The organism is Bdellovibrio sp. MYbb2, from assembly GCF_056175685.1.
In genome coordinates, this window is record NZ_JBJKJI010000001.1 from 1,504,512 (window position 1) to 1,527,623 (window position 23,112).

Annotated in this window: 10 protein-coding genes; 8 read left to right on the plus strand and 2 right to left on the minus strand. The window is 51.2% G+C overall.

Features of this window, described 5'->3' with window-relative positions; all coding sequences use genetic code 11:
• Positions 1-35: 35 nt before the first annotated feature.
• Positions 36-515 (minus strand): hypothetical protein, encoded by a 480-nt coding sequence (locus tag AC04MQ_RS07275; RefSeq protein ID WP_015092058.1) that lies wholly within the window; start codon positions 513-515, stop codon positions 36-38.
• A gap of 307 nt (positions 516-822) precedes the next feature.
• On the opposite strand from AC04MQ_RS07275, the gene AC04MQ_RS07280 reads away from it, so the two are divergent.
• Genes AC04MQ_RS07280 through AC04MQ_RS07305 form a run of 6 tightly spaced genes read left to right on the plus strand, consistent with a single transcriptional unit; the run spans position 823 to position 20,720 of the window.
• Entirely contained in the window at positions 823-5,472 is a 4,650-nt protein-coding gene (locus tag AC04MQ_RS07280) for a hypothetical protein (RefSeq protein WP_475391722.1), read from the plus strand.
• Positions 5,459-10,681 carry a hypothetical protein gene (locus tag AC04MQ_RS07285; RefSeq protein WP_475391723.1) on the plus strand — a complete coding sequence of 1,741 codons (5,223 nt, stop codon included), beginning with the start codon at positions 5,459-5,461 and terminating at the stop codon, positions 10,679-10,681. Before AC04MQ_RS07280 ends, AC04MQ_RS07285 begins: the two co-directional genes overlap by 14 nt.
• Before the next feature lie 27 nt (positions 10,682-10,708).
• Entirely contained in the window at positions 10,709-16,885 is a 6,177-nt protein-coding gene (locus AC04MQ_RS07290) for a hypothetical protein (RefSeq protein WP_475391724.1), read from the plus strand.
• Between the two features lie 43 nt (positions 16,886-16,928).
• Positions 16,929-18,101 (plus strand): hypothetical protein, encoded by a 1,173-nt coding sequence (locus AC04MQ_RS07295; RefSeq protein ID WP_475391726.1) that lies wholly within the window; start codon positions 16,929-16,931, stop codon positions 18,099-18,101.
• Positions 18,098-19,507 carry a vWA domain-containing protein gene (locus AC04MQ_RS07300; RefSeq protein ID WP_475391728.1) on the plus strand — a complete coding sequence of 470 codons (1,410 nt, stop codon included), beginning with the start codon at positions 18,098-18,100 and terminating at the stop codon, positions 19,505-19,507. Before AC04MQ_RS07295 ends, AC04MQ_RS07300 begins: the two co-directional genes overlap by 4 nt.
• Positions 19,497-20,720, plus strand: coding sequence for a hypothetical protein (locus AC04MQ_RS07305; RefSeq protein ID WP_015092052.1), 1,224 nt, complete (start codon positions 19,497-19,499; stop codon positions 20,718-20,720). The genes AC04MQ_RS07300 and AC04MQ_RS07305 overlap by 11 nt, the downstream gene beginning before the upstream one ends.
• Here the strand turns inward: AC04MQ_RS07305 and AC04MQ_RS07310 are convergent.
• Positions 20,717-21,148: a hypothetical protein gene (locus AC04MQ_RS07310; protein WP_041577930.1), complete on the minus strand. Its 432-nt coding sequence runs from the start codon at positions 21,146-21,148 to the stop codon at positions 20,717-20,719. The genes AC04MQ_RS07305 and AC04MQ_RS07310 overlap by 4 nt on opposite strands.
• Positions 21,149-21,304: 156 nt before the next feature.
• Between AC04MQ_RS07310 and AC04MQ_RS07315 the strand changes: the two genes are divergently transcribed.
• Together AC04MQ_RS07315 and AC04MQ_RS07320 are read left to right on the plus strand one after the other, a co-directional pair.
• Complete coding sequence (locus tag AC04MQ_RS07315; RefSeq protein WP_235046148.1) at positions 21,305-22,114, plus strand: motility protein A; 810 nt, start codon at positions 21,305-21,307, stop codon at positions 22,112-22,114.
• Positions 22,115-22,116: 2 nt separating this feature from the next.
• Positions 22,117-23,076: an OmpA/MotB family protein gene (locus AC04MQ_RS07320; protein WP_041577929.1), complete on the plus strand. Its 960-nt coding sequence runs from the start codon at positions 22,117-22,119 to the stop codon at positions 23,074-23,076.
• The last annotated feature ends 36 nt before the right edge of the window (positions 23,077-23,112 follow it).

A 23,112-nucleotide genomic window follows, 5' to 3' on the forward strand; every position in this document is an offset into this window, starting at 1 on the left:
TTTGTCGATGTACAGACCTCATCTGGATGTCAGTCTTATTTCTTAAGAAATCCAAATGTCTTTTCCACAATGAAATCTGGCTCCAGTTTCGCGGAACATTTGGAACACTTAGTTTCAGAGGGAAGATTCAAGGTTGAAGCTTCCTGATCACTTGCGTATTTGTAGTGAACATTCTCTGACAACTTGATCACGTGTTCGTGAGAACAGTCTTCACACAGGAACGGCGCATGGAAAGAAATCACGCGCGCGTTTTTCGGAAGAAAGCCGTGCACGATGTTCACCTGGTTGACGATAACGAACGGACATTCTTCCAGTGACAACTTTGCATCAGTCGGCACACGGCATGTCCACATGATCCAGTTTTTCACGCCGATGGAATTGATGAAGGTCACTTTTGACATGTTCAATTTGATCTCTTTGTAGCTTTGAATGTTGAGTTCAAACAAAGATGTCTTTTCGCTGATCGGGCCTTCCAGAGCGATTTCTATCGTGCTGCCATTTACTTTTGTATTCATCCACTGTTCCTTAGAATTGAAAAATGCCGTTCTATTCCCACTTGAAATTCTGATTCAAATTTGGAATTCAGGCTCGCTGGATCTCTCCACAGTTTCAGAAACTGTTCCCCTTTTGTTAAACGAGGATCGGGTGGTCTGAGACGCTTATCTTGCACTGGTTTCATCTAAGAGTATCAAGCTGATTCTTCTCTGGCTTAAAGGCCTGAAAATCGTCGAATGTATGGTGTCCCAGCTGGACTGTACCATCATCTGTGCGATTTCAAACGACATTTCCAAGATCTGAAAGTGAGGCTAGCCTTAATCTAATATGAAATGTCTTTTATCAATCCTCTTGTACGTTGCATGTGGTGTTCTGATTTCGTGTGCGAAAGCCGGTCTTCAAAGCACTAACTTGCCATCTAAATTCAACGGTTTGGAAAGCGCCGTGGCGATCTCGCCAACGAGTGTAAGACTATCATGGCCTTTGCAGGCTCGATTCAAAGAATATCGAATTTATCAAAAAGGTTTTAATACTCCGAAAAAAACTGAGACTTTTGCGACAACGACTTTGAACAGTCTGACTCCCGACAGCTATTATGAATTTTCAACTTCCGGTGTGGACGCAACGACAGACGAGGAGTTTGGTTTCGACAGTTACATGACCGTGAAGACCCTTGCGAATTTTTCGGGCATTCCTTCTTCCGGTTTGCAGTCCCAGTCCAATGGTTCTGTGGAAGTCAGCTGGGTAAAAAACGGGGATGGGGTCACATATAAAATTTTTGCCAAGCGTGAAAATGAAACTTGGGATCTGACGTCGCCGGTGAACACCGTTGTCAGCAAAAGCACCAGCCTGGTGAATTCTTTGCCGAGCGGTGCAAAGTACTGCTTCTGGGTCATGGCTTTTTACGATGATGGCACTTTCGAACCGTCCAACATGAGCGAGACCTATCTGAATTCAAAAGCACCTTGCGTGCTGGTCCAGTCTCAGTTGTCGAATTTGCCAGCGGTACGCATGAACTCTGCTTTCGTGGGTAACTTCCCCTGGTTCTGGACTGAAGGCGGGGATTCCACCTATAAAACCGAAATTTTCGAAAGATTTACGGACATTCGTCTGGCTACGGTGTCAGGGAATGACTATTTCCGCTCCATCATTCCGATCGCTCCGGGCGTTAAGAACATTTATGCGAAAGTCACTGCCGCTGATGGCAAGGTGACTATCGTGGATGTACAGCCGGATGGGCTGCCGGGCCTGAGCAAGCCTCTGGTGCGAAGCCTTGAAGGTTCGGGGGCTAAAGCCCCGTTGTTGCCACGCTTGATTGGCGGCGGTTTGGGAATGCAGGAACTTGGTAACGGCGTTCAGGTCGGTGACTTTAACTGTGACGGTTACAAAGACGTGGCGGTGTCCGCTCCGCGTGCGACTCCTTATATTAGTGAACGTCACTATGATGCAACCGGTGCGGTTTCCATTTTCTATGGTTATCAGCCGCCGGATGAAATTGATTCCAACGGCAATATCGTTCGTCCGAAGCCACGCTTGAAAACTGATGTGACCCCAACAGCGGATGCATCGTTCCCGGATCCGCAACTTATTTATTATACGGATCTGACTTCGGATGCGCGTTTGGGCATTCGTATCGCGGTCGGAAACGTGAATGGCGATTGCTTCAGCCGCTACAAACCACCTGAAGGTGTGGTGGACAACGATCCAAAGATCAACCGCGTGGGTCTGTGTGATGATTTGTTCACGCCCGCAGTGCCACCGGCTGATTTGAACAAGCTTAAAGAAATTCACACCTGTGATGACCTTGCCATGCAAACCAACGATGGCGCGGTTTTTGTCGTTTTCGGTGACCCGGTCCGTGGTCTGGTAACAGGTGCGGGTGGTAGTGCTTATGGTCTGAATGAGGCGACTTGTGACCCGACGTCTTTCAAATGTCGTCCGGCCAAGTATCGTGATTCAACCACAGCTTATGTGCATTCGATCACTTTTGGTGACTATAACAATGACGGCTTTGATGACCTGGCTATGGGTGTGACCACCAACGCCAATAAACGTCAGGTTCATGTTCTGCGTGGTGACCGCTTCGGTCTTTACCCTGCAAGTGCAGCTAAAAGCCATGCCAAAATTGACGCTGAAACCATCGGGGCAGGGGATCTGACTGACGGCACCTTCGTGGGTTCCAGCGTGAGTGAAGACTTCGGTGGCGCCGTAGCGTCGGCTTACAATTCACGTACTTGTACAAATGGCGGCGGCTACGTTTTCAGAACGTCTCCGGCTCCTAAAAACAAAGGCTTTGAATTCAACAAGTGTGATGACCTTGTGATCGGTGCGCCTCAGCGTGCAGCGGGCCGTGGATCGATCCTGGCTTGTAAAGGTGTTCAGCCTACGTCCGGATCTGATCTGCAGCAGATCACCAGCTGGATGTGTAAAGAATCTTATCCGGACACGACTTTGGGGATCAGTGCTTCTCACATCACGGTCAAAGGATACGGCTATTCTTTACTGGGTGTGCAAAATCAGAATGGTTATCCTTTAACGAAAGTTATTGGAACGACCAACTCGACTCCGGACGTTTCCGGTGCCGTGTTTGTCGGAGCACCAACATCCACAGTTTCAGGCCGTACCAACGCCGGAGTGGTGTTTGGTTATTATATAACTCCAAGATCCTCTGACTTTACGACCGGTGGATTGCAGGGGATTCTGGAACCGGTTCAGACGATCAATGCCGTGAATTCTTTGGCCTGTGATGCGAAAAACAGAAACGTTCTGACGGGCAGTCTTGAACACTGTGAAAATCAGGCGATTCATACCAGTCCGTCTGAAGCGGGCGTTCAGTACGGACGTTCTTTGGGTACGGTGGCGGATATCGAGGACGTGACACGTGGCTTGCCATCATTGGCGGTCGGTGTTCCTTACCGTACCGTGACCAGCAGTGATGGTAAAAAAGCCATTGCCAATCACGGGGTAGTGTATCTTTACAAACCCGACGTATCCACATTAGGTACAGAGGCCGGGGTTCGTATCGATGCTCCACAATTGTCTGATGATGATTCCTATGGTTGTGCGACCAACTGTACCTGGTACAGCGGCGGTGTGAATCCATTTGGTGCTTCCATTATTTACGCCAAAGACATGACCGCGGGTGCTCAGATCGGTGCCGGCGGTTTGGCAGGGGCTGACTTCAACGGTGATAAAACCGGGGATCTGATCATTGGCGCACCATATCTTTCCAGTCCTTCTTACTATAACGGTGCGGCTTTCGTCTTTAAGTCCAACGGCTCCTTCGCGGCTTCCGTAACGACGCCGGATCAGACGATCAATGTGAACTTCAGTAAAGAACTGAACTATCACTATGAACGCGCCAAAGTTGTTGGCGATCTGAATGGTGACGGTTATGCGGACGTTGTTACGCACATTTCTGTCGCGAGCACGGTTGAACTGGTGGTCTTCTATGGAAGTGCGACGGGGCTGGTGACAACGCCTGAGCCTTCGCGCAATCCGATTGCTCCACTGCACCCATTAAAATTGGCAGTGGACAGTGACCCAGGGTTTGGCCGGGAATTCCACCGCATCGGCAGTGTGAACGGCGATGCTTACGACGATCTGCTGATTTTGGGAACGTACGGCAGCTATATTTATTATGGATCCTCCAGTGGGGTGGTTTACGCCAATGCTCCATCTTTGGCGCCGGTGGGTCAGAATCCACTTCGATTCGGTCTGGGCGGGACGGATACTATTGCCTTCCATGCTGACGGCAATATGTATGGTTCAACTTCATTGTCGGGCCTGTCGGTGGGTACGTTTAATAACATCAATCGCGCCGTCGCTTATGGTGACTTCAATGCCGACGGCTACAGTGACTTTGCTTTGGGCACATACACCACACTAGCACCAAGTGCTGATGTTATTCCGGGTGGAGTGAACATGGCCGTGGGTAACAAAGGCCGTGTGTTTGTGATCTATGGTTCGTCCACAGGTCCACAAACAAATCGTGCAACCGGAACGATCCGTTTGCAGGACGATAACGGAGCGGCGGCGGATGTCCTGGTGGAAAACCCGTGCAGCGAAACTTTGCCCAAGGTTTGTAAGGTTCAGATGCTGGCTTCCAACGACACGGGTGTGACCTTCGGTTGGAATCTTGTGGGTATTGATTCCCTGGACGTACTGGCGGGTGAAGAAACCGACGAACTGGTCGTCAGTGATCCTTCTTTGACGACGATGAAGGGACGTATCTATCTGTTTAAAGGTGGGGCACGCGGTTTAGCTTTTACTCCAATTCAAAAATTAGATCCTGCGGCTGCAGCTGAACGCTTCGGTTATGAAGTGGCAGCAGCGGGTGACATCAACGGTGACGGCGTTGTCGACATCGTGGTGTCAGCACCAGTTGCTGGTAAAATCTATACCTTCTATGGTGGCCAGGTCGGCAGTGCTTATGCCTTCTATGGTTCGACATCTCTGGCGACGACAGATTTGTTCCTGGCCGGGTCTACACCGATTGCCAGAAATACTCTGCATGCCAGTCAGTCCCAGCCAAAACCTCAGCGTCTTGAGGTTCTGGGAACTGATGCCGTCTTTGAGGCTGCTGATGCCTTCGGTTACGGTCTGGCGGGATTGGGTGACGTGAATAATGACGGCTATGCAGACATCATTGTGAATATGCCGGGCAAGGACTACGACCTGGAAGAAGTTCAGGCCGATTCCGGAGCTTACGTAATCTATTACGGCAGTTTGCTGGGATTGAAGATCAATTCCACGCCTACGACAACTCCACGCTGCTATGGCGGTTCTTCACCGATGTGTGAACCGTACCTGCTGTATCTGCCCGAGCGAAAAGCATACGAATACACTTATATATCCAACAGTGTGAGCGGTGACATCAATGGCGACGGGGTTCCAGATGTGATTCTGGGGGCTCCGGGTCGTAATCACCCATCAGGCAAGGCATTCTCGACAGGAGTCGTCTATGTTCTCTATTAAAAGGATTTTCAAAGCAGCCCTGCTGACCGTTGTCGTCAGCTTGACGGCTTGTACAGAGAAGCTTGAGACGGGAAGTCTGTTGCGTGATTTTACCGGCGCGGAAGGCGTCGAGGTTCTTTCACCAACCGCGGTGCGAGTTTACTGGCAGCTGCACAGCCGTTATCGCGAGTACAAAGTTTATTACAATCTTTCTTCTGATTCTGTGGCGGAAACGTTCCAGGATTCTGTGATCATCCGTAACCTGTCCCCGAATACTGCCTACACCTTTAAAGTAGTGGGTACGGACGGAACGAACAGTGTGGGTGGTAACAAAGAGATCACGGTCACGACCAACAAACCTTTTGCCGGTGCAGGCAGTGTTTCCAAGGATGCTGACGGCAATTTGATTCTGGTTTGGGACTATCCAAACAAGGTTGCAGAATACCAGATCTTCTTTAAAGAGTACGAGGACCCGACGGCAGCCAATACCACCAATTGGACATCGGTGGATCGCACGTCAATGGAAAACCGTTATATCTTTCGTAATATGACGGGTTCCACGCGCTACCACTTTGTGGTTCAGGCGAAATACATGGATGACACGTACGAGCGTCCAACGAAAGTTGTGACTGCTTCCACGAATTCCTCCTTCCCGACGCCAGCTTATGAGCTAAGCCCGATTTCCATCGGTGCGTTGCCTTTTGCGAAGGTCACGCCGGTGGTGAACTCTGAATACAAAAACGAAAACTATGTCAGCCGCGTTTACATGGGCAGCACGGCGGTATCGGATCCATTGGTGGGTGCCGGAACAATCGTGTTCTCTCCGTCGGCAAACTGGACGATCGGTAAAATTGAAGATCTGTCCATTCGCGTGAATTACAACGATGGTGCGAAGAATGAGACTTTGATTTTTGATAACCTGAGCACCTATATCAAGGGTATTCCGGGCTATAAGGATATGCCACCAGTCGCAGCTGCTGATGCAGGTGTGGCTTATATGGGTGAATCCATGACGTCGGGCGACTTCAACTGTGATGGTCATCCGGATTTGGCAGTGGGCCTGCCGAATGTTTCCATTTCCTCTTTGGGGGTTAAGTCCGCCAATGCGGGTGCGGTGTATGTTTATTACTCTTACAAACCAACGGGCTCTGCCAGCTTCAAGCTGAAAACATCCCCGGATCCGGTGCAGAATCCTGCGGTTCCAGGGGTGGATCCACAAATCATCACATTTGAAGATTTGTCTCATCTTGCGCGCTTTGGTAAATCCATGTCCGGCAGTGGAAATCTGAACGGCGATACCCGCTTGGGTAATGCCTGTCAGGACCTTGTCGTGGGTGCGCCGGGGCAGGATACCACTTACAGTCCATATGAATATGATGGGGCAGCCTTTGTCTTTTTCGGAAGTGCGGAAGGTTTGAAAGCTCCGACGAAGATTAAAGACATGCAGCAGAACTTTGAAACTTGTAACGGCCTGGTCGAGGGCGCGACATGTTCTGCGGTGATGCTGTGGCCGGACACATCTTTGTGGCCTTCCTCGCACTGGGATCAGGCGGGCCGAGTTCAGATGGGTAATAATGCTGAATTCGGATACTCAGTATCATTTATTGGGGACTTCAACGGTGATGGCTATGATGACATTGCTATCGGGGCTCCGCGTGGTGACTGGGATGGAACTCCGGCTCCGAATCTTCCGGGGGATTCCAAATACGAGCGTGAAACTGGGTTTGTGGGTTTATACTTCGGGTCCAAGTCCGGTATCGGATATGAAACTCCGACGGCGGGGGCTATTCCGAATGCCACTCATCCTAAGTTCCGCTTCCTGAAAGTTTATGCACCGACGCCGCACAATGGCGCTCGCTTTGGTTATTCCGTGCATGGCGGAGCGGACGTGGATGGAGGATTCAGAATCCGCAACTCCGCCGGGAAGCTGGTGGGTGGATCTGACATGATCGTGGGGGCGCCAGGGGATCGTTATATCCAAGCGCAAAGTGCGAAAGTAAAAGCAACAACCGCCAGCTGTTCGACTCCCGACACCTGTGCGGCGATTCCGCCAGCAGAGGGTGGTTGGGGAAGTTCGGGCTTCTCGTTCCCAAGTGGGACCAATCACTACAGCCTGCCGGTGAACAATGCGGCAGTTGGAGTGGGCTCGGCACCGGGTGCGGCTTATATTTACTTCGGCCGTTCCGCGCCTACAGCGTCAGCGACCGAGGACGAAACCTATCGTAATCAGTTCTGGTTCTGCGGTAATCGTAAGATGGATACGAATAAACACTTCTCGTGTCTGACGAACAAAGCAGGCTTCCGTATTCTGTTCCCACGCAGTTATTATAAAGATGACCAAGTGGGTTCTGGCGTAAAAATGGTATCACGTGGTTTCGGTACATCCGTGGCTCTGGTCGGTGACCGTTCCCGCTATGATGCTACCAATACGGCTTTGACCAGTCCTTCCGACACCAATGCGGATGGCTGGGCGGAAGCCGTTGTATCCAGCAGCTACTTTAACAACGGTTCCAAAACCAATTCCGGGGCTTTGTGGGTCTTCTATGGAAATCCATTCAAGCTTTATGAAATGGATGCCTTCAAGGGTATCGATGCGGTGGATCCGGCGATCAAGGACAGTGACTGGAATGATGGTTCGTCGCAGTGTGACCGCTTTGACGTCAATAACAACGTGACTAAGCGCAAATGTGCTCCGACGCTGATTCGTTCTAATTCCATCGGTGCCAACTACTATCTTGGCTTGTATCCGGAAGCGATGGCCGTGGCGGATGTCACGGGCGACGGTCTTAAGGATGTCGTCGTGGGCGCAACAGGGGATGGCACGAAGGCCACCAACTCGGGCGCGGCCTACGTATTTACAGGTTTGTCTGGCGTGGGTCTGACATCCAACTTCCTGCACCTGTACAACTATCAAGGTCAGTCTTATGACTACTTTGGCCGTTCTGTGGCAGTGGGTAACTTTGACGGGGACTATGCCGGATTGACGCCGCTGAATGACGTCTTTGTCGGTGCATATCTGGATAAATCCACCAAATTGGGTGGTGGTGCAGCCTTTGGTTATTATTCCAAGGGCCAGCCGCTGTCTTCTGTGAACTCCGTTCCTGCTGAAAAGCTGGTGGACCGCATGGGCAGCCCGCAAAGTTTGAATTTCGAAAGCATCCGTATCGTGGGTGATATCAACCGCGATGGATATGCCGATGCGGTGGCGCAGATTTCACGGCCGTCCGCGAACAGCAAAACTTATACGACGGATGCGGTGGTGTTCTTTGGATCCAATCTGGGATTGGTTACCACTTCGTTCTGTAAGGAAAATCTGGCCCGGGTCTTCAAGTCCCAAAGTCAGAATGAAACATATTGCTATCCTTCCGTGAATCCGGCCCAAGGGGTTACGCTGAACGATATTGCGTTGCCTCAGCTGATCAGCAAGCCCACGAACCTGAGTTCGGGCTGGGCGATTCGCGCCTTTGATGGCGGCGACATTAACGGAGACGGCTTCAGTGATGTGATCTTCCTTGATCCGGCAAGTGGCGGGCAGATCGTCGCTTACTATGGATCCCGAGGCGGGTTGCAGGCTGTGACGAATCCAAAATGGATTCCTGCAGCTGGAGATCCTCAGTACATTTCCACCCGCTGGTCAACGACCACATGGGGATCTGAATTCCTGGGAATGGATGAACTGTCTCCTCACCGCCGTAAAGTGATCCATCATGGTGATTTCAATGGAGATGGTTATTCGGATATCGTATTTGCGATTCCTTCAGCCCCTTCATTCTTTACCATGAATAAAGGCACCAGTATCGCCGACGTGAATCCGCCATTCGGGGATCCTCCGGCGGCGGGCGCAGGTTGGCAGTGTTATGACGAAGCGGATTCCAGTTGCTTGAATGGTGTTCAGGCGATCGAGATGGGACGCGTGTTTATCTGGTATGGCTCTTCTACCGGTGTGCAGACTCCGAAAGTGAAGGGTTATACCCCGACAGACAACGAACCAACGGTGAATACGAATCTGCTGTCGGCGAATGCGACGTATATGATCGACACCTACGGTACCGAATCTGCCGCAGTGGCCAACAAAGCCTGCAGTGGGGCTCCGAATAACTCGTGTAAAATGCAGTACCTGTACAGTCCGATGGTGCGTAACGTGAACTTTGGTTACGATCGCATGCGCCACATGTTCGGGGCCAGCATTGCCGTGATGGACTACAACAAAGACGGTATCGATGATCTGGTGGTTTCCGCTCCGGGCTGGGAAGATCTGGCTTGTTACTATGATGCTGACAACTATTCCAACTACGGGCGCTTGTTCATGTACAAGGGAAGCACGAACGGGATTCAGGCAGCAGATCGTGACAGCTACTATAATTCCACATTCATGGCTGGTTCGTGTGTCAACACGACACAAAGTCAGTTCCAGAATCTGGATCCGTCCCTGGATCTGGACGGTGCTGCGGGCCGTGTCTATGGCATCATGCCTCCGATTCTGAATCAGGGCTTTGGCAACAACATGATTGGTCGTTACTTCGGTTACCGTGTCGCGACGGCCGGGGATCTGAACAATGACGGTTATGAAGACCTGATTGTGACGGCTCCGCGCGAAGCGCCGAAGGCGGGATTCACGGACGTGGGTATGTCCTATGTCTATTATGGTCCATTGTGCGGTTCTGATAATAACTCTGCGATGTGGGATTACCTAGAGATCAATCTGAACAAGCAGATGCTTTACACCGATCCAAGTTTGCCAGGTGGTGGTGCGGGAATTGAGTGTATGCGTGCCTCGGGAACACCGAAGCCGGCCCCTCAGGCGTTCTACGCGTGGGATGCCAAGGCCGGAGATTTGGTTGGCAGTGAAGTCATGACAGGCCGAATGAAAAAAGGCGACTTCAATGGTGACGGATTCGATGACGTGATTCTGGGCTCGTATGGATACGATGACTCGATCAACGGCAACACTCAGTTGGGTCGTGGATTGGTGTTCTTCGGCTCCGGCGTTGGTTTGCACTCCGCGGATTATCCGGACACGGTTGTTGTGGGGGATGCTCAAGGGCGCATGAAGCCTTATGTGATCCAGTACGATGATACCGAGACGTCACCATATTACTTCTATATGAACACCTCATCCGGGGATGTGAACGGGGACGGTACCATGGACATTCTGGTTCCAAGTGAGGGACATGATGGCCATGCACCGATCAACGGTATTGACGTGGGGAACTTCTTCTTACTCTATTAAGCACGTTTGATTCTGCGGGGGCAGGGGATGGTATTAAAAGCTTTGGCGCTTATTCTGGCGACAGTCTGGTTGACAGGCTGTCTTGAAGAACAGGGGAAATCGAGTGAAATCGTTATTCCTCCGGGCAGTCTATTGCAATTTGATATGACCAAGGTCAACCCGGCCAGCACGAAAAAGTTCTCTCTGTACCTGACCGAGTTCATTCAGACTGAAAAGAAAACCAAAAACCTGCTGGATATGACCACCGATGCGAAACCGGATTTCATCCGTTCCATCATGCCGAAGGGACTGAGCCCTGCGGGCGCCATGGTTTTGAAAGTGGTGATGGAATACCGTACCTTGCCGTGGTATGCCGTCGTGTATCCCGACGCTATCATTCAGCCAAGTCTTGATACGACGCTGGTTTATAACCTGCTTTCGACTTATCCGGGCCGCGATCTTAGCACTTATACACCTGATGAAATTCAAAAGATCACCGCCGCCGTGACCAAATTCCGTGAAGAGCGACTGGCGCTGTTCGGTATTTCTCCGGAATTCAATCCGGATCTGTTGTATCGATTTATCCGTAACGGTCTGTCGAACAGCTATGATTTCCTGACCTATATGAAATCCTTCGGTGTGGACTTCGTCTTTAACACCGACGGCGATGTCACCGTCGAGCCTTATCCATTTGGAATTCTGAACCGCCCGCCGGTGCTGGATGAAAAGGCCACCACCAAGGTGCAGCAGCAGCGGGTGGAAGAAGGCAAAAAAATTGAAATTCGCGCCACCGCCAGAGACCCGGATGGGGATCAGGTGTTTTATGCCTGGATGCTGGAAGGTGTTTTGCGCACGGCCGAAGAGGGCATCGTGCGCTGGGATCCGACCTATGATGATGGTCGTCCCGAGCCCTATACAATGAGTGTCATCCTTTCGGACGGCGGTAAAATCAGCCGTGTCGACTGGCCGGTGCTGGTTGAAAACGTCAATCGTCGTCCCACTTACAGCTATAACTGTCCGGCGACGGTCAACGAAAACACGGAATGGGTGTGTTTGGTCAAATTCAAAGATGAAGACGGGGATGCCGTAAAAGTGGTGGCGGATGCCATTGCTGGTTCCAATCCGCTGTATTTGAATAATGTGATGGCGCCGACCGAAATCAACAACGCCGGTGAAGTGACGGTGCGCTGGACGCCGAACAATGAAGACGCACGAAAAGGTCTTAACAGTATCATGCTGGAAGTGACCGATGCTCTGGGTGGTTTGACGCTGGCCAACTTGCAGGTCACCGTAAAAGACACCAACTCTGCCCCCATCATGCTGGGTGGGGTGAATCCGATCGCCGACAGTGCAATCGAGTATGACTATTGCGCCAACGAAGTTCCGGATGGGGCGGCTCCTTATCAGTTCTATTTGGATTTCCAGGATGCCGACAATATCGGGCCCAATGCGGCAGTTCCACCTGATGAATTGGTCGTAACGACAGCCGGCACACTAAAGACTTATATCACGCAGGTGGGTTCACCTGAAATTTTGGTGGACCGTGTTCGGTATACTTTCTTGTGGAAGCCGCTGCATACTTTGAAAACCGGCACTTTCATTGTCACGTTGAAGGACAATCACAACGGTGCAGCAGCTCCGATCACATTGAATTTGACGGCCGCCGATCGCAATACCAAACCATGCTTGGCAGGGGCGGATCAGACGGTTCAGGTCAGAACCAATCAGATTCAGAACCAAATTACTTACACTGTTTCGGACAAGGATAATGATCCGCTGTGGCTTGAAGCCTATGACTTCAGCTTGGCGGGCACGAATACCAACAAAGGTGCTATTGACTCGTTGACCAACGTTGTGGACTGCGGAACGAATCAAATGCTGATTCTGCGTCGTATGGTGGGGATGGATGAACCGACCTATCGTCGAAATGCTTCTTCATTCTGTATTCGTATCATGAATACATCTGCGGATATTGCGGGTATGGCTGCGGGGTATGTACGCTTCGCTCGTTCGGGCGAGGATACCGCCGCCAGAACTTTTGCAACCACGAATACTTTCACTGTTCCGGGCAGCAATATCGTCTATAAGCCCAAGATGAACATCACCATCAATGCGGGTGATCTTGAAGTCCTGTTCCCGGTGATTGCTGATGGTACTACGGCCGCGGCCAATACTGTCACGGTGATCGGGACCACGGTTCCGGCGGGTGTTACGGTGACGAATCCGGCGGCCTTGTATGATCGTGGGATTGTCACGTTCAGTCGTCCGACAACCACGACAGCGATCACAATTCCTAAAATGACAGTGGTGCGCACGGCAACCCGTTTAATGGAATTTGAAACTCCGGACGACATTGTGATGCCGATCGGGACAGCCAGTGTTTCAATCCCGGTGTGGAGAAAACCAATTCTGATTGCTGACGGAACGGCCCTGACCTCCAGTAACACGCTGGCAGGTTCACCGGCCTTCACTGTGAAGGCGATTTCTGGAACGGTTGTAGCCGGGTCACCAACATTGCCGCATCCTCCAGGCCTTTATGACTGGAATGAGCACTCTGTTCAGCGCGGGACATCGAATCAGGTGGATATCTATCGCAAGTTCCGCGTGCGGGCACTGGATGGCTATCGTGCGCCGGCCAAAGCCATTAATACGTTCGTGAATGTTCTGCCACCGGAAGCTGCCAATTTGAAAGTGGAAAACACCGGGGTCTTTGAGCACCAGGGTATTGCCCGATTCTTCCGGGCGACGGGGACCACGGCGATCAACCTGCCGGCCGGGACTCGGGTTCGTACGGCCAATTACACTTATTACGAATTGATTGATCCTCTGGTGATGCCGGTAGGTACGCTGACTATCAACAGATGGGTTCGTCGGGTCGAGAATGTGGGTTGGACAACGGCCACACCGATTGCCAACAATCGCCTGGCGTCTTTGCGATTTACCGATGTCAACAATCCGTCGATTATCGTCAGCAGCCCGACAATCATCGCAACTCAAGGTACTAACTTGCAGGATGGTTTGATTCAAGTGGCCGACAGTGCTTTAAAGCTGCCCACTCCGTATTACAATTTGGATGACTATTGGTATCCCCTGGATCCAAAAGATTACTACACCTTTACCGTTGAAAAGATCGGAACAGGCCCCGTCGGTCAGTGGAGCGTGTGTCGTACCACGGGACTTGCCAACTCGGCTTGTACGGGCACGAATGTGTGTTCAACGGTGCCAGCGGCTGCGGACCAGACTTACTTTAAGACAAACAAGTGTTACTTCCGTTACACGCCGAATGCGGCTGATTATTCCGGAAACTTCAGCTTCAAGGTGACGGCAATTGAGCGTTCACCATGGGGAACATTAAGCACCGTCACGAATGTCACCTTGGTGGTGAAAGAGATCAACACCAAGCCTGTCCTGACCAACAGCAGTTTCACACCGCTAGCGGGGGGATCGGGCGCGGCTTTGGGTACGCCTTTGACCTTGGGTGACTTCAATGAGGCTACCGAGTCGCTCTATAATATCTATGCTGTGGATAACAACAAAGGATCCGAGCTTCAGACGGTGAACTTCGATTTGGATGCTCAGGTTTATGACTTGAAAACATCCACTTGGGTGCCAAGACCTGAAGGTCTGACTGTTGCCGTGGAAAAACGTGAAGCACTGACGCCAGGCCCGGGGTCCAAGACGACGGCCAAGCTGGTCTGGAATCCGACAGATGCGGATTCGAAAAAGTTCTCGGGCACAGCAGGGCTTGTTGTTAAAATGCGTGTCTATGACGCCAAAACAATGCCGGATGTGCAGCAGTCCACAGATGCCTTCTATAAGATTCGTCTGATCAATAAAAATCAGGTGCCGTCCATTGCCGAAATCGTTTCAGGCAACAACTTCCGGATTTTTGCTGATACGTACTTCAGCCAGGATGTTTACCTGTATGACAATGATGCCTATGTTCCAAATGGCGGCAGCTTCTCGACATTGCTGACGCTTTGTCGTGATGCCAATGGCGTTCCTTTGCGCCATCCAACTTTGGATCCGGTGTCGGCAGATCCTTATACGTGTCATGCGAACAGCACGACCTGGGCTCCTGAAATTGCCACTTATGATGCTACTTACAAACGTAACGTTTCAGTTCCCCAGTGTGGTGACGGTACGAATCTGAATGCGGACTTGGCCGTGCCGAAATTGACTCCGGTGGGTACTCCAGAGCTTGTCGGCAGCACTTTGCGCCAGCGTTATAAGTTGGAATGGTGTCCTCAACGAACTCACATTGGCGAGCATTCTGCTGAATTGTATGTCAACGATAACGGTGACGTGGATCGTGATGCTTTGGCGCTGGCTCGATCTGCCAGTGCGACGCCATTACGTATTAATGTGGTGGCACCGGCTTACTTCGTCAGTCCTCGGCAGAATCTGGCGGGCACTCCGGTTCACTTTATGCCTCACACGGCGGCCAGTATGCCGTCGGCACCGTTTAAATATCCGGTGATTGTTAATAACTCACAGAATAACTCGTTGGAGTACTCGCTGGTAACAGCGCCGCGCCCATGTGCGGAAGCGAACGGAATGTGTATCGATTCTGCGAAAGGCATCATCAGTTGGAATCCGGCGTACCCGACAGACGTGACTGCCGAAGGCGGTGCGGGCCATCAGGTGCGAGTCCGCGTGCGTGACTTGAAAACCCAGGAAACTGACACGGTCAGCTTCTATCTGAAAGTGCAGAATCCGTTGTCGCCGTTTGAGGCTTCACCAGTGATTGACAGCTTCCTGCCTGCGGGGACGGATGTGCTGGCATCTGAAAAATCACCGATTTCATTCTCGATCTCGGCAACAGATCCGAATGCCAACGATACACTCTTCTATCGCTGGTACGTGAATGATGAGCTTCGTTATGACGAGGGACCAAACTTTGAATTTAAAGCCAAGGACACGGATGCTTCCGTGGATCCGGATGGGGCAGGTCCGTTGAAATCCGGTGAATTTATGATCCGTGCGGAAGCCACTGACGGAAACTATGTGGCCACCAAAGAATGGAAAGTGAAGATCCGCAATAACTATCTGTTGGCTGAAAAACTGTTCGACATCTTTGCGGCACGTCCGGAAAGTCTGCCATCAATGAATCCACTGGCGCTGAACTGGCTGAATGAAGTGCCGGTCACGCTGAATCTGGGGTCAAACATTGTTGATCACCTGGTCTTTGCCGGAACCTATACTTTGGGAATGTTCACGAAGCACTTCCTGTGGGATTTGACTCTGGTGAATGGGGCGATGAACAAACCTAACGGAACTTTGGTGAATCCTCCATGGAACTTTATGGAAGATCTGCCATGGCTGACGGGAACTCAGACTAAACGCATGGCCCTGGTGAAGACGTCCGGCAGCTTTGATATCCTGCTGACATCGCAAACCGGTCGGGTGGGACCATTTGGTCTGACGACAGAGGCGCTGCGTATTCCGGCAACGGATCTGACTGGTCTTAGTTTGGGCACAGGAAACAAGTGTATCGGTGACTGTCCTCAGAACTTGTTCACCAGCAGCATGAGTTCTGATTTGCGTCTGACCGAGTCTCTGGATTCGTCCTATGTGTTCTATGCCTCGGATAACGGGGACAAGCTGATGTACGATTATCTGAATCCGGCCAGTGCCGTTCAGATTTACAACTTCGGCACGGCTAAAATTTCCGGTATGGTGCTGAATAAGAATCTGGAACGCCTCTATGTGGCGACTCAGCAGACCAGTCCGTCTGTATCGCATAAGTTGTTCGTCTTTAATGTCAGCAACGTGCGTTCTGGGGGAACACCTGGATTGGTGGCTCAGATCACGTTGTGGGACGGGGTCGCTGGACATCAGGACTGCAAACCGACGGATCTGGTTGTGGATGTGGCTTCTCACCGTGTGATGGCCTTGTTGACCGGAACCGGCGGCGTGGCCGTCCTGACCGACGGACCAGCAAAAACTCCGACGGCGGCCGACGTTCAATTCGTCGGGGTCAATGAAATCAGCAGCTCGCCATTTGATGTGCCAGGGCAGGGTCGTCGTCTGGTCATCCGACCTGATGAACGCATGATTATAGGAACGATGAAGGATGCCAATCAGGTGTTCACTATCGATCTGGACAGCTATCAGGTCTATGCGAATTCCGTGCAGGATCCAGTCGACAGCATCATCAGTTTTGACTCGGGCCAGATCCTTCTTGTCAGTCGCAGCAAGGGCCGGATTTACCGCGCCCGCTAGCTTTAAAATTGTATCTTTCAGAGAGGCCTCATAGAATTTATCTGTGAGGCTTCATCTTTTTTTCAGCATCTTTATTTTCGTCAATGTCTGCTTTGCCAGCATCATCAATCCGGATGTTATCCGGAAAAATTCTGTACCCATCATCGGGGTTAATGACGATGTGGTGATTGTCGGATCAACACCGCTGGTTCGGGTCGGTGATCTGGTGGTCATTGCGCGTATCAAGGATGATGACATCGAAGTTATCTCGCGCGGGTCTGTGGAAAACATGCAGGATGGGAAGTTCCTGATTCTGCTCGATTCAAAAACCATTACCAAGTTTCCGAAGGTTCGGGACCGCGTGGTCAGTCTGGCGCGCCTTCAGGAAAAAAAGTATGACGAACCGGAAGTTCCGCCAACCGGGGGCATTCAGCCGGACGAACCGGATCCTTACGAGCAGGGTTATGTGCAGCTGGATTTCGGCCCTTATCAGGGAAAGATCGAAAGTGCGTCACCCAATCAGGCCAATCAGTACAAAACGTTTGAATACAACTTCATGGATACGCATTTGATGTGGTACTTCGATTTTCTGTGGAGAATCGGTCTTGAGTACCGCAGCTCGGGCGGCAGCGTGCCGGTGAAGTCTTATAATCGCGAGGAAAAGGAAACCACTTATCGCGAAAGCATGATCGCGATTCATTACCGTTTTCTGCCGATCTGGAAAGAACTGCGTCCGACGCTGAAGCTGGTGACAAAGTCCACGGATTTCAAAACCGCTAATGATGATGAATATGTCTTAAGCAGCACGGGTTCTGGCATGGGGCTCGGAGCAAACTTCCATTATCTGTTTGGTCCGAATATTTTTAATTCAGAAAAGTCCTTTGATTGGAGCTTCAACCGTGTGTACTTCGACCTGACTTACTTCCCGTCTTATTCGATGAAGGACAGTGGGGTCACCCGGGGGGAAAGCTCCACCGGGACGGCGATGGAAATTTCCCTTGGGGCGACAACGCTGGTGCACATGGGTTTTATTCCGTTCTTTAAAAGGTTCTCGGTGGATGTCAGTACGGGAATGAGCTCCAGTCAGGTGACGTTCTCGGGTGCGCCGACAAACGCTCCGGATGGCTTTTATAGTATCCCTGAAGGTGGCACCTACAAAGAAAGCCAGAACTTCATTCGAATCATGATTGGTCTTCGTATGGAAGACTATATCGGAAAGATGCTGAAACCACGATGAGAAAGCTGATTCTGATAGCCCTGACTTTGTGTGCTTTTGCCTCCTCGGCCCAGCAAAAGGACGAACCTTCCGTGCCGCAGGGGATGACGCAACTAAAGGCTGAAGATCTTCTTGATAATATGGATTTCGATCCTTCCAAGATTCCTGCCAATGCCGCTGCAGAGGTGAAGGCCGAAGACCTGCCATCAACGGCGATTCCACTGGTGGAATACGTCATCGACAGCTCGGGTTCGATGGGACAGTTGATGGGCCCGAAAAAAACCAAGATCTATGTTCTGAAAAAACTGCTGGCCCGATATCTGATGTCCCAGTGGACGGAAAAGACCAGCAGTGGTCTGCGGGTGATCGGTTCACGCCGCAAGAAGGACTGCAAGGACAACTATCTGGCGATTGAACCCGGACAAAGCAAGCTGGGCGCAATTGAGGGTATCGTGAAGGGCTTTGAACCGGTGGGCATGACCCCGATTGGTCAGGCTTTGAAGGATGCCTATAAGGATGTTGAGCATTACCAGGGGCCGAAGCGAGTGGTGCTGTTCACCGACGGGGAAGAAACCTGCGGTCAGGATCCGTGCAAGATCGCGGCGGAACTCAGTGGCAAAGATGTGGATTTGAAATTCTTTGTCGTGGCTTTCGGTCTGCAGAACCAGCCGGATATTTTGAACAAGCTGGCCTGTATTGGTGACATGAACCAGGCGGATGACGAACAAAAGCTGGAAGAGCTGTTTCAGGATCTGGACAAGCAGCTGAATCCGGGTAAGAATCTGTTTGTCAGCAGCCCTCAGCCCAACGCGACGGTGTTTTTGTTCCGGGCGGATTCCCCGAACGAGATCTATCGTAAATTCCATGCCTCTCAGGGGATTGAAGTTCCTCCGGGCAAGTACCTGGCTATCGTGAATCTGAAACCCAAATACAAATTTTCAGAGTTCGTCATCCCACCTCAAAAAAAGGTGACACTGAAGGTGGGCGGACAGGGGTTCTTCCAGGCAAACTTTGTTGAAAAGCTGATGAAGATCGAGCTTCTGGATTCCAACCGCAAAGTAATCAAGCGCTTCACCAGTGATGTGCGTGTTCCGCTGCCAACGGGCAAGTGGGCGATTCGTCTTTATCGTGATCCTTTCTTTGAAAAGACTTTGGAAAACTACCTGATTGTTCCCAATGCTGAATACACTTATGATGTTCAGGAAGCCGGGGCTTTGGTGGTGGAAGATCCCAAGGTGCGGGGCATTTACGTCTATGACGGACGCTTTGCGCTGCTGGGAAATCATCTGACGAATGTGCCACTGGTTCTGGGTAAGGGCGTCTACGAAGTCCGCGTGGATGAAAAATGCGTCTTTAAGGATGTGATCATGGGTTCCAACAGTGGACTTGTGAGGATGGATTGCAGCAAGGTGAAAAATGACCAATAAAAAAGCCATTCCGTTTTTTATTAAAGTCCCGGTGATTCTGGCGGTTGTGATTGCTCTGGGGCTGGTGCTGGCCATGGTTTTTGAAAACAGCAAGCCTCGTCCTAAACTTCCGGAATGTGCGACGGTGAAATCCGGCCGGTTCGAGCAGACCTCCATGCTGGCGGCGATGGACCGTTTTTCTGATGGTGAATACCGGGCTTTGACTTTGAATGCCAAGGGCGACACCTGGGTGGTGAATAAACTGGGCTTTGCTCAAGACTTCACTCCGTATCTCGAAGCCAAGTCCACCATTGCCAATGCTATTTATCCTTTCGAAGAATCCAAATATTCCCTGGCGGCGACTTTCGGCAATATGGCCTTTGTGCGCACCGAAAGCGGGCGGACATTGCCGATTCGAATGGACGGAGACAATGCAACGATGCTGAATCAATTGGGGGTTTGTGGGCACAACTGGAAGTCAGATGTGATCTTCAGACGTTTGAACCAAAGCACGTTTGTTTCTTTGGAGGCCAACGGGCGCCTTGGCTTTTACAACAGCCAGGCTTGGCAAAGCGTGATTCCGCGTGAAGTGCCAAGATCACCGGACACCCTGATGGGGGTTGAGTCCGGCAACATGCTCAGTGTCCTGCAGTGCGGGCAGGAGTATTCCAACGGCAAAGCCCGTGTGCGCATCGAACCGGGTCTGCTGGCTTATTCCAGCGGCGAGGGTCACGACTTTGCTGTCTATAAAGTGGCACCGGATCGTTTAAGCCTTGAAACGCAAAGGCTGTCCGTGGATGCCGGCACCAATCCGTTCTCGGACTTTGTGGTGGCACCGTATGAACAGATCGGATTTAAAACCAGCAGCTGGCTGGAGCGTGATGAAAAATGGGCCTTCTATCCTTTGACTCATTTGCAGGGGGCACCGGCGGCTTTGGCCGTTGAAACCGGGGAACCTCTGGATTATCGCGAAGAGTACAAAGTCTATGGTGAACAGGAGCCTCGCGCCGTGTGGTTTGCTGAAAGAAAAAGACCTTATAATATTCTGAAGGAATACGGTCTGACCGTGGCGGCTCCGGCAGGGGAATCAAAGAAATTTGCGGTGACAGACAAGGTGGCGGTGAAGGCGATTTCAGAGCGGGGATTGTGGACAGTGCTTCCAGGCGGGAGACACCTGTTTGTTGAAAACAGCAAGAGCGGGGTGGAATATGCGCTCTTGCAGTGTCCTCTTTAGAGGAAGTCCATATTGGCTTGGTAACTTTCGCGGTGGACGTTTTTGGAAACGGCCACTTCCGCAGTGCGCTCTTGAGTATCCCAGTAGGCAGCCTGGGGGCTGACTTTCGGAGCCGGAACCCCTTGAATCACTTTTTGAGCCAGATAGGTCAGTTGAGTCTTGGCAACATGCAGTTCATGGCGCATGGTTTTTTCAGATTCCAGGGATTTGTTCCATAGAACGTAGATGCCTTGAACTTCAGCGCGCGCACTTTGCAGATCGCGTTCCGCCTGAACCAGACGTTGGCCCAGAAGGTCTTTATCACTGTTGGCTTTATCCAGTGCGGATTGCAGTTTTGTATTCTTCTGCATCTTAAAGTACTCCAGACTGATCAGAAGTCCCTCGATAGCAAAGATCACAAGACATGCACCAATAATAAGGCTCGTCATTCCACTCTCCCTGTTCCCTTCATTATATAGAATTGCGGAACAGGTAATTTAGTCTCAACTGCGGAACACCCTCAAATCTAAGCCTTGGTACAGTTTCGAGTATCCCTCGGGGCTCCGAAACGATGTTTGGACAATTGTATATATTCCGGAGGAACTATGAATATAGCGGGGCTTTTAGGTATTTTGGCTGCAGTCAGTATTGCAGTATTTTCTATCCTCGATGCAGCAAAGAATCCAAAGGTGTTCGCCGATGTGCACGGGATCGTGCTGGTAATCGGTGGTACTCTGACGGTGGCTCTGTTGAGCTTCAACTTCAAGAGTCTTTGGACAGCCTTGAAAATCGTCACACGCAAAATGCTGGGTCGTGAAAGAGTCGACTATCTGGGCACCATCGGCACGATCGTGGAAATCTCCGAAGCCTATCGTCGTGACCCGAAAACCGTTTCTGCTTTGATGAAGCCGGAAACCCATCCGTTCATCAAAGACGGTGTGAAGCTGTTGGTGGAATACGGTTTCAACTACGACGAGCTGGCAGACGTTTTGACAAATGCCCTGCGTGGTAAAAAGAAACGTGATGATGAAGAAATCAAAGTTTGGCATACCATGTCCCGTTTCCCGCCGGCATTCGGTCTGTTGGGTGCGACCCTGGGGATGATCTCCCTGTTGCAAACTCTGGGTGAGCCGGGTGCTCAGGATCGTATCGGTCCTGCGATGGCAACCGCTCTGGTGGCGACGTTCTATGGTCTGGTTGTGGCCAACCTCGTCTTGATTCCGATTTCTGAAAAGCTTCAGACGGTTTCCAAGGCGGACGTGACTTTGCGTGAAATCATCAAAGAAGGCATCTTGCTGGTTCACGAAAAGAAGCATCCATTGTTCATTAAAGAATATCTGAAGTCGTTCCTGTCTCCTGCGCAGCGCGAGGATGACGGTGCTTTGAAAGTGGATACAGCTAAGAAGGCGGCTTAATTATGGGAGAGCGTAATAAACGCAGCAGAGTGCATTTGGAGGAGCATGAGCATGAAATGGCTCATGACGAATCCAACTGGCTTGTCAGTTACGCCGACATGATGACGCTTCTTTTCGGCTTCTTCGTTCTTATGTATTCGATGTCCCGCTTCGACAATACAAAGTTCGATCTGGTTCGCAAGGAAGTGGCAAAGTACTTCGGTGGTAACATCAAGGAAGTCAGTGCGGCCCTGTTGGCTGAACAAAAGATCATGAATATCCTGAAGGGCTCTGGCGACCTGAACGGCGTGGAGATCATCAAGGATGGCAATAACACCCTGTTGCTGAAATTCGACGGCGAAGTGCTGTTTGATTCCGGAGCGGTGGAAGTGAAAGATGCGGCGAAGCCGAATCTGCGCCGAGTGGTCAGTGCTTTGCGTTCGATCGAAGGCGTGAACAAGATTGCCGTGGAAGGACACACCGACAGCGATTCAATTCAAAGCGGTCTGGTGAAATCCAACTGGGAGCTTTCGTCTTTGCGTGCAAGTTCTGTGGTTCGTTACTTTGAGGAAAGTGGAGTCGATGCCAAGTTGCTTTCAGCGGCTGGTTTCGGATCCAGTCACCCGCTGGCACCGGAAGTGGACAAGGCAGGGGCGTCAATCCCAGCCAACAAAATCCTGAACCGGCGTGTGGTGGTGGCTGTGACACTGGACGATGCCGAAGCCGCTTACAAGCTTCAGCAGAAACAGTTCTCGAAGCAGCTGACCAAGGAAGAAGTGGAGCATCAGCAGCGTGAAGCCAGCCTGCAGGAAAAAATGAAACAGGCCCAGGCAAGATTCGATGAAGCCCAGAAGCGCCACAAGGAGCAACAGGAGCAGCGTCGTAAACAGCAGCAGCTGGATAAGTTACAAAGAAAGATCCAGGATTTGGAAAACAAGGCTCAGAAATTTGAGACCGATCTGAATCCCCCGGCGGCACAGTAATCCGCCAAAAAGAAAAGCGGCCTTCCGGGCCGCTTT

What these genes read in the sequence shown, in the direction of transcription:
- AC04MQ_RS07275 (WP_015092058.1), bottom strand. Translation starts at nt 515, where the DNA reads ATGAATACAAAAGTAAATGGCAGCACGATAGAAATCGCTCTGGAAGGC.
- AC04MQ_RS07280 (WP_475391722.1), top strand. Translation starts at nt 823, where the DNA reads ATGAAATGTCTTTTATCAATCCTCTTGTACGTTGCATGTGGTGTTCTG.
- AC04MQ_RS07285 (WP_475391723.1), top strand. Translation starts at nt 5,459, where the DNA reads ATGTTCTCTATTAAAAGGATTTTCAAAGCAGCCCTGCTGACCGTTGTC.
- AC04MQ_RS07290 (WP_475391724.1), top strand. Translation starts at nt 10,709, where the DNA reads ATGGTATTAAAAGCTTTGGCGCTTATTCTGGCGACAGTCTGGTTGACA.
- AC04MQ_RS07300 (WP_475391728.1), top strand. Translation starts at nt 18,098, where the DNA reads ATGAGAAAGCTGATTCTGATAGCCCTGACTTTGTGTGCTTTTGCCTCC.
- AC04MQ_RS07305 (WP_015092052.1), top strand. Translation starts at nt 19,497, where the DNA reads ATGACCAATAAAAAAGCCATTCCGTTTTTTATTAAAGTCCCGGTGATT.
- AC04MQ_RS07310 (WP_041577930.1), bottom strand. Translation starts at nt 21,148, where the DNA reads ATGACGAGCCTTATTATTGGTGCATGTCTTGTGATCTTTGCTATCGAG.
- AC04MQ_RS07315 (WP_235046148.1), top strand. Translation starts at nt 21,305, where the DNA reads ATGAATATAGCGGGGCTTTTAGGTATTTTGGCTGCAGTCAGTATTGCA.
- AC04MQ_RS07320 (WP_041577929.1), top strand. Translation starts at nt 22,117, where the DNA reads ATGGGAGAGCGTAATAAACGCAGCAGAGTGCATTTGGAGGAGCATGAG.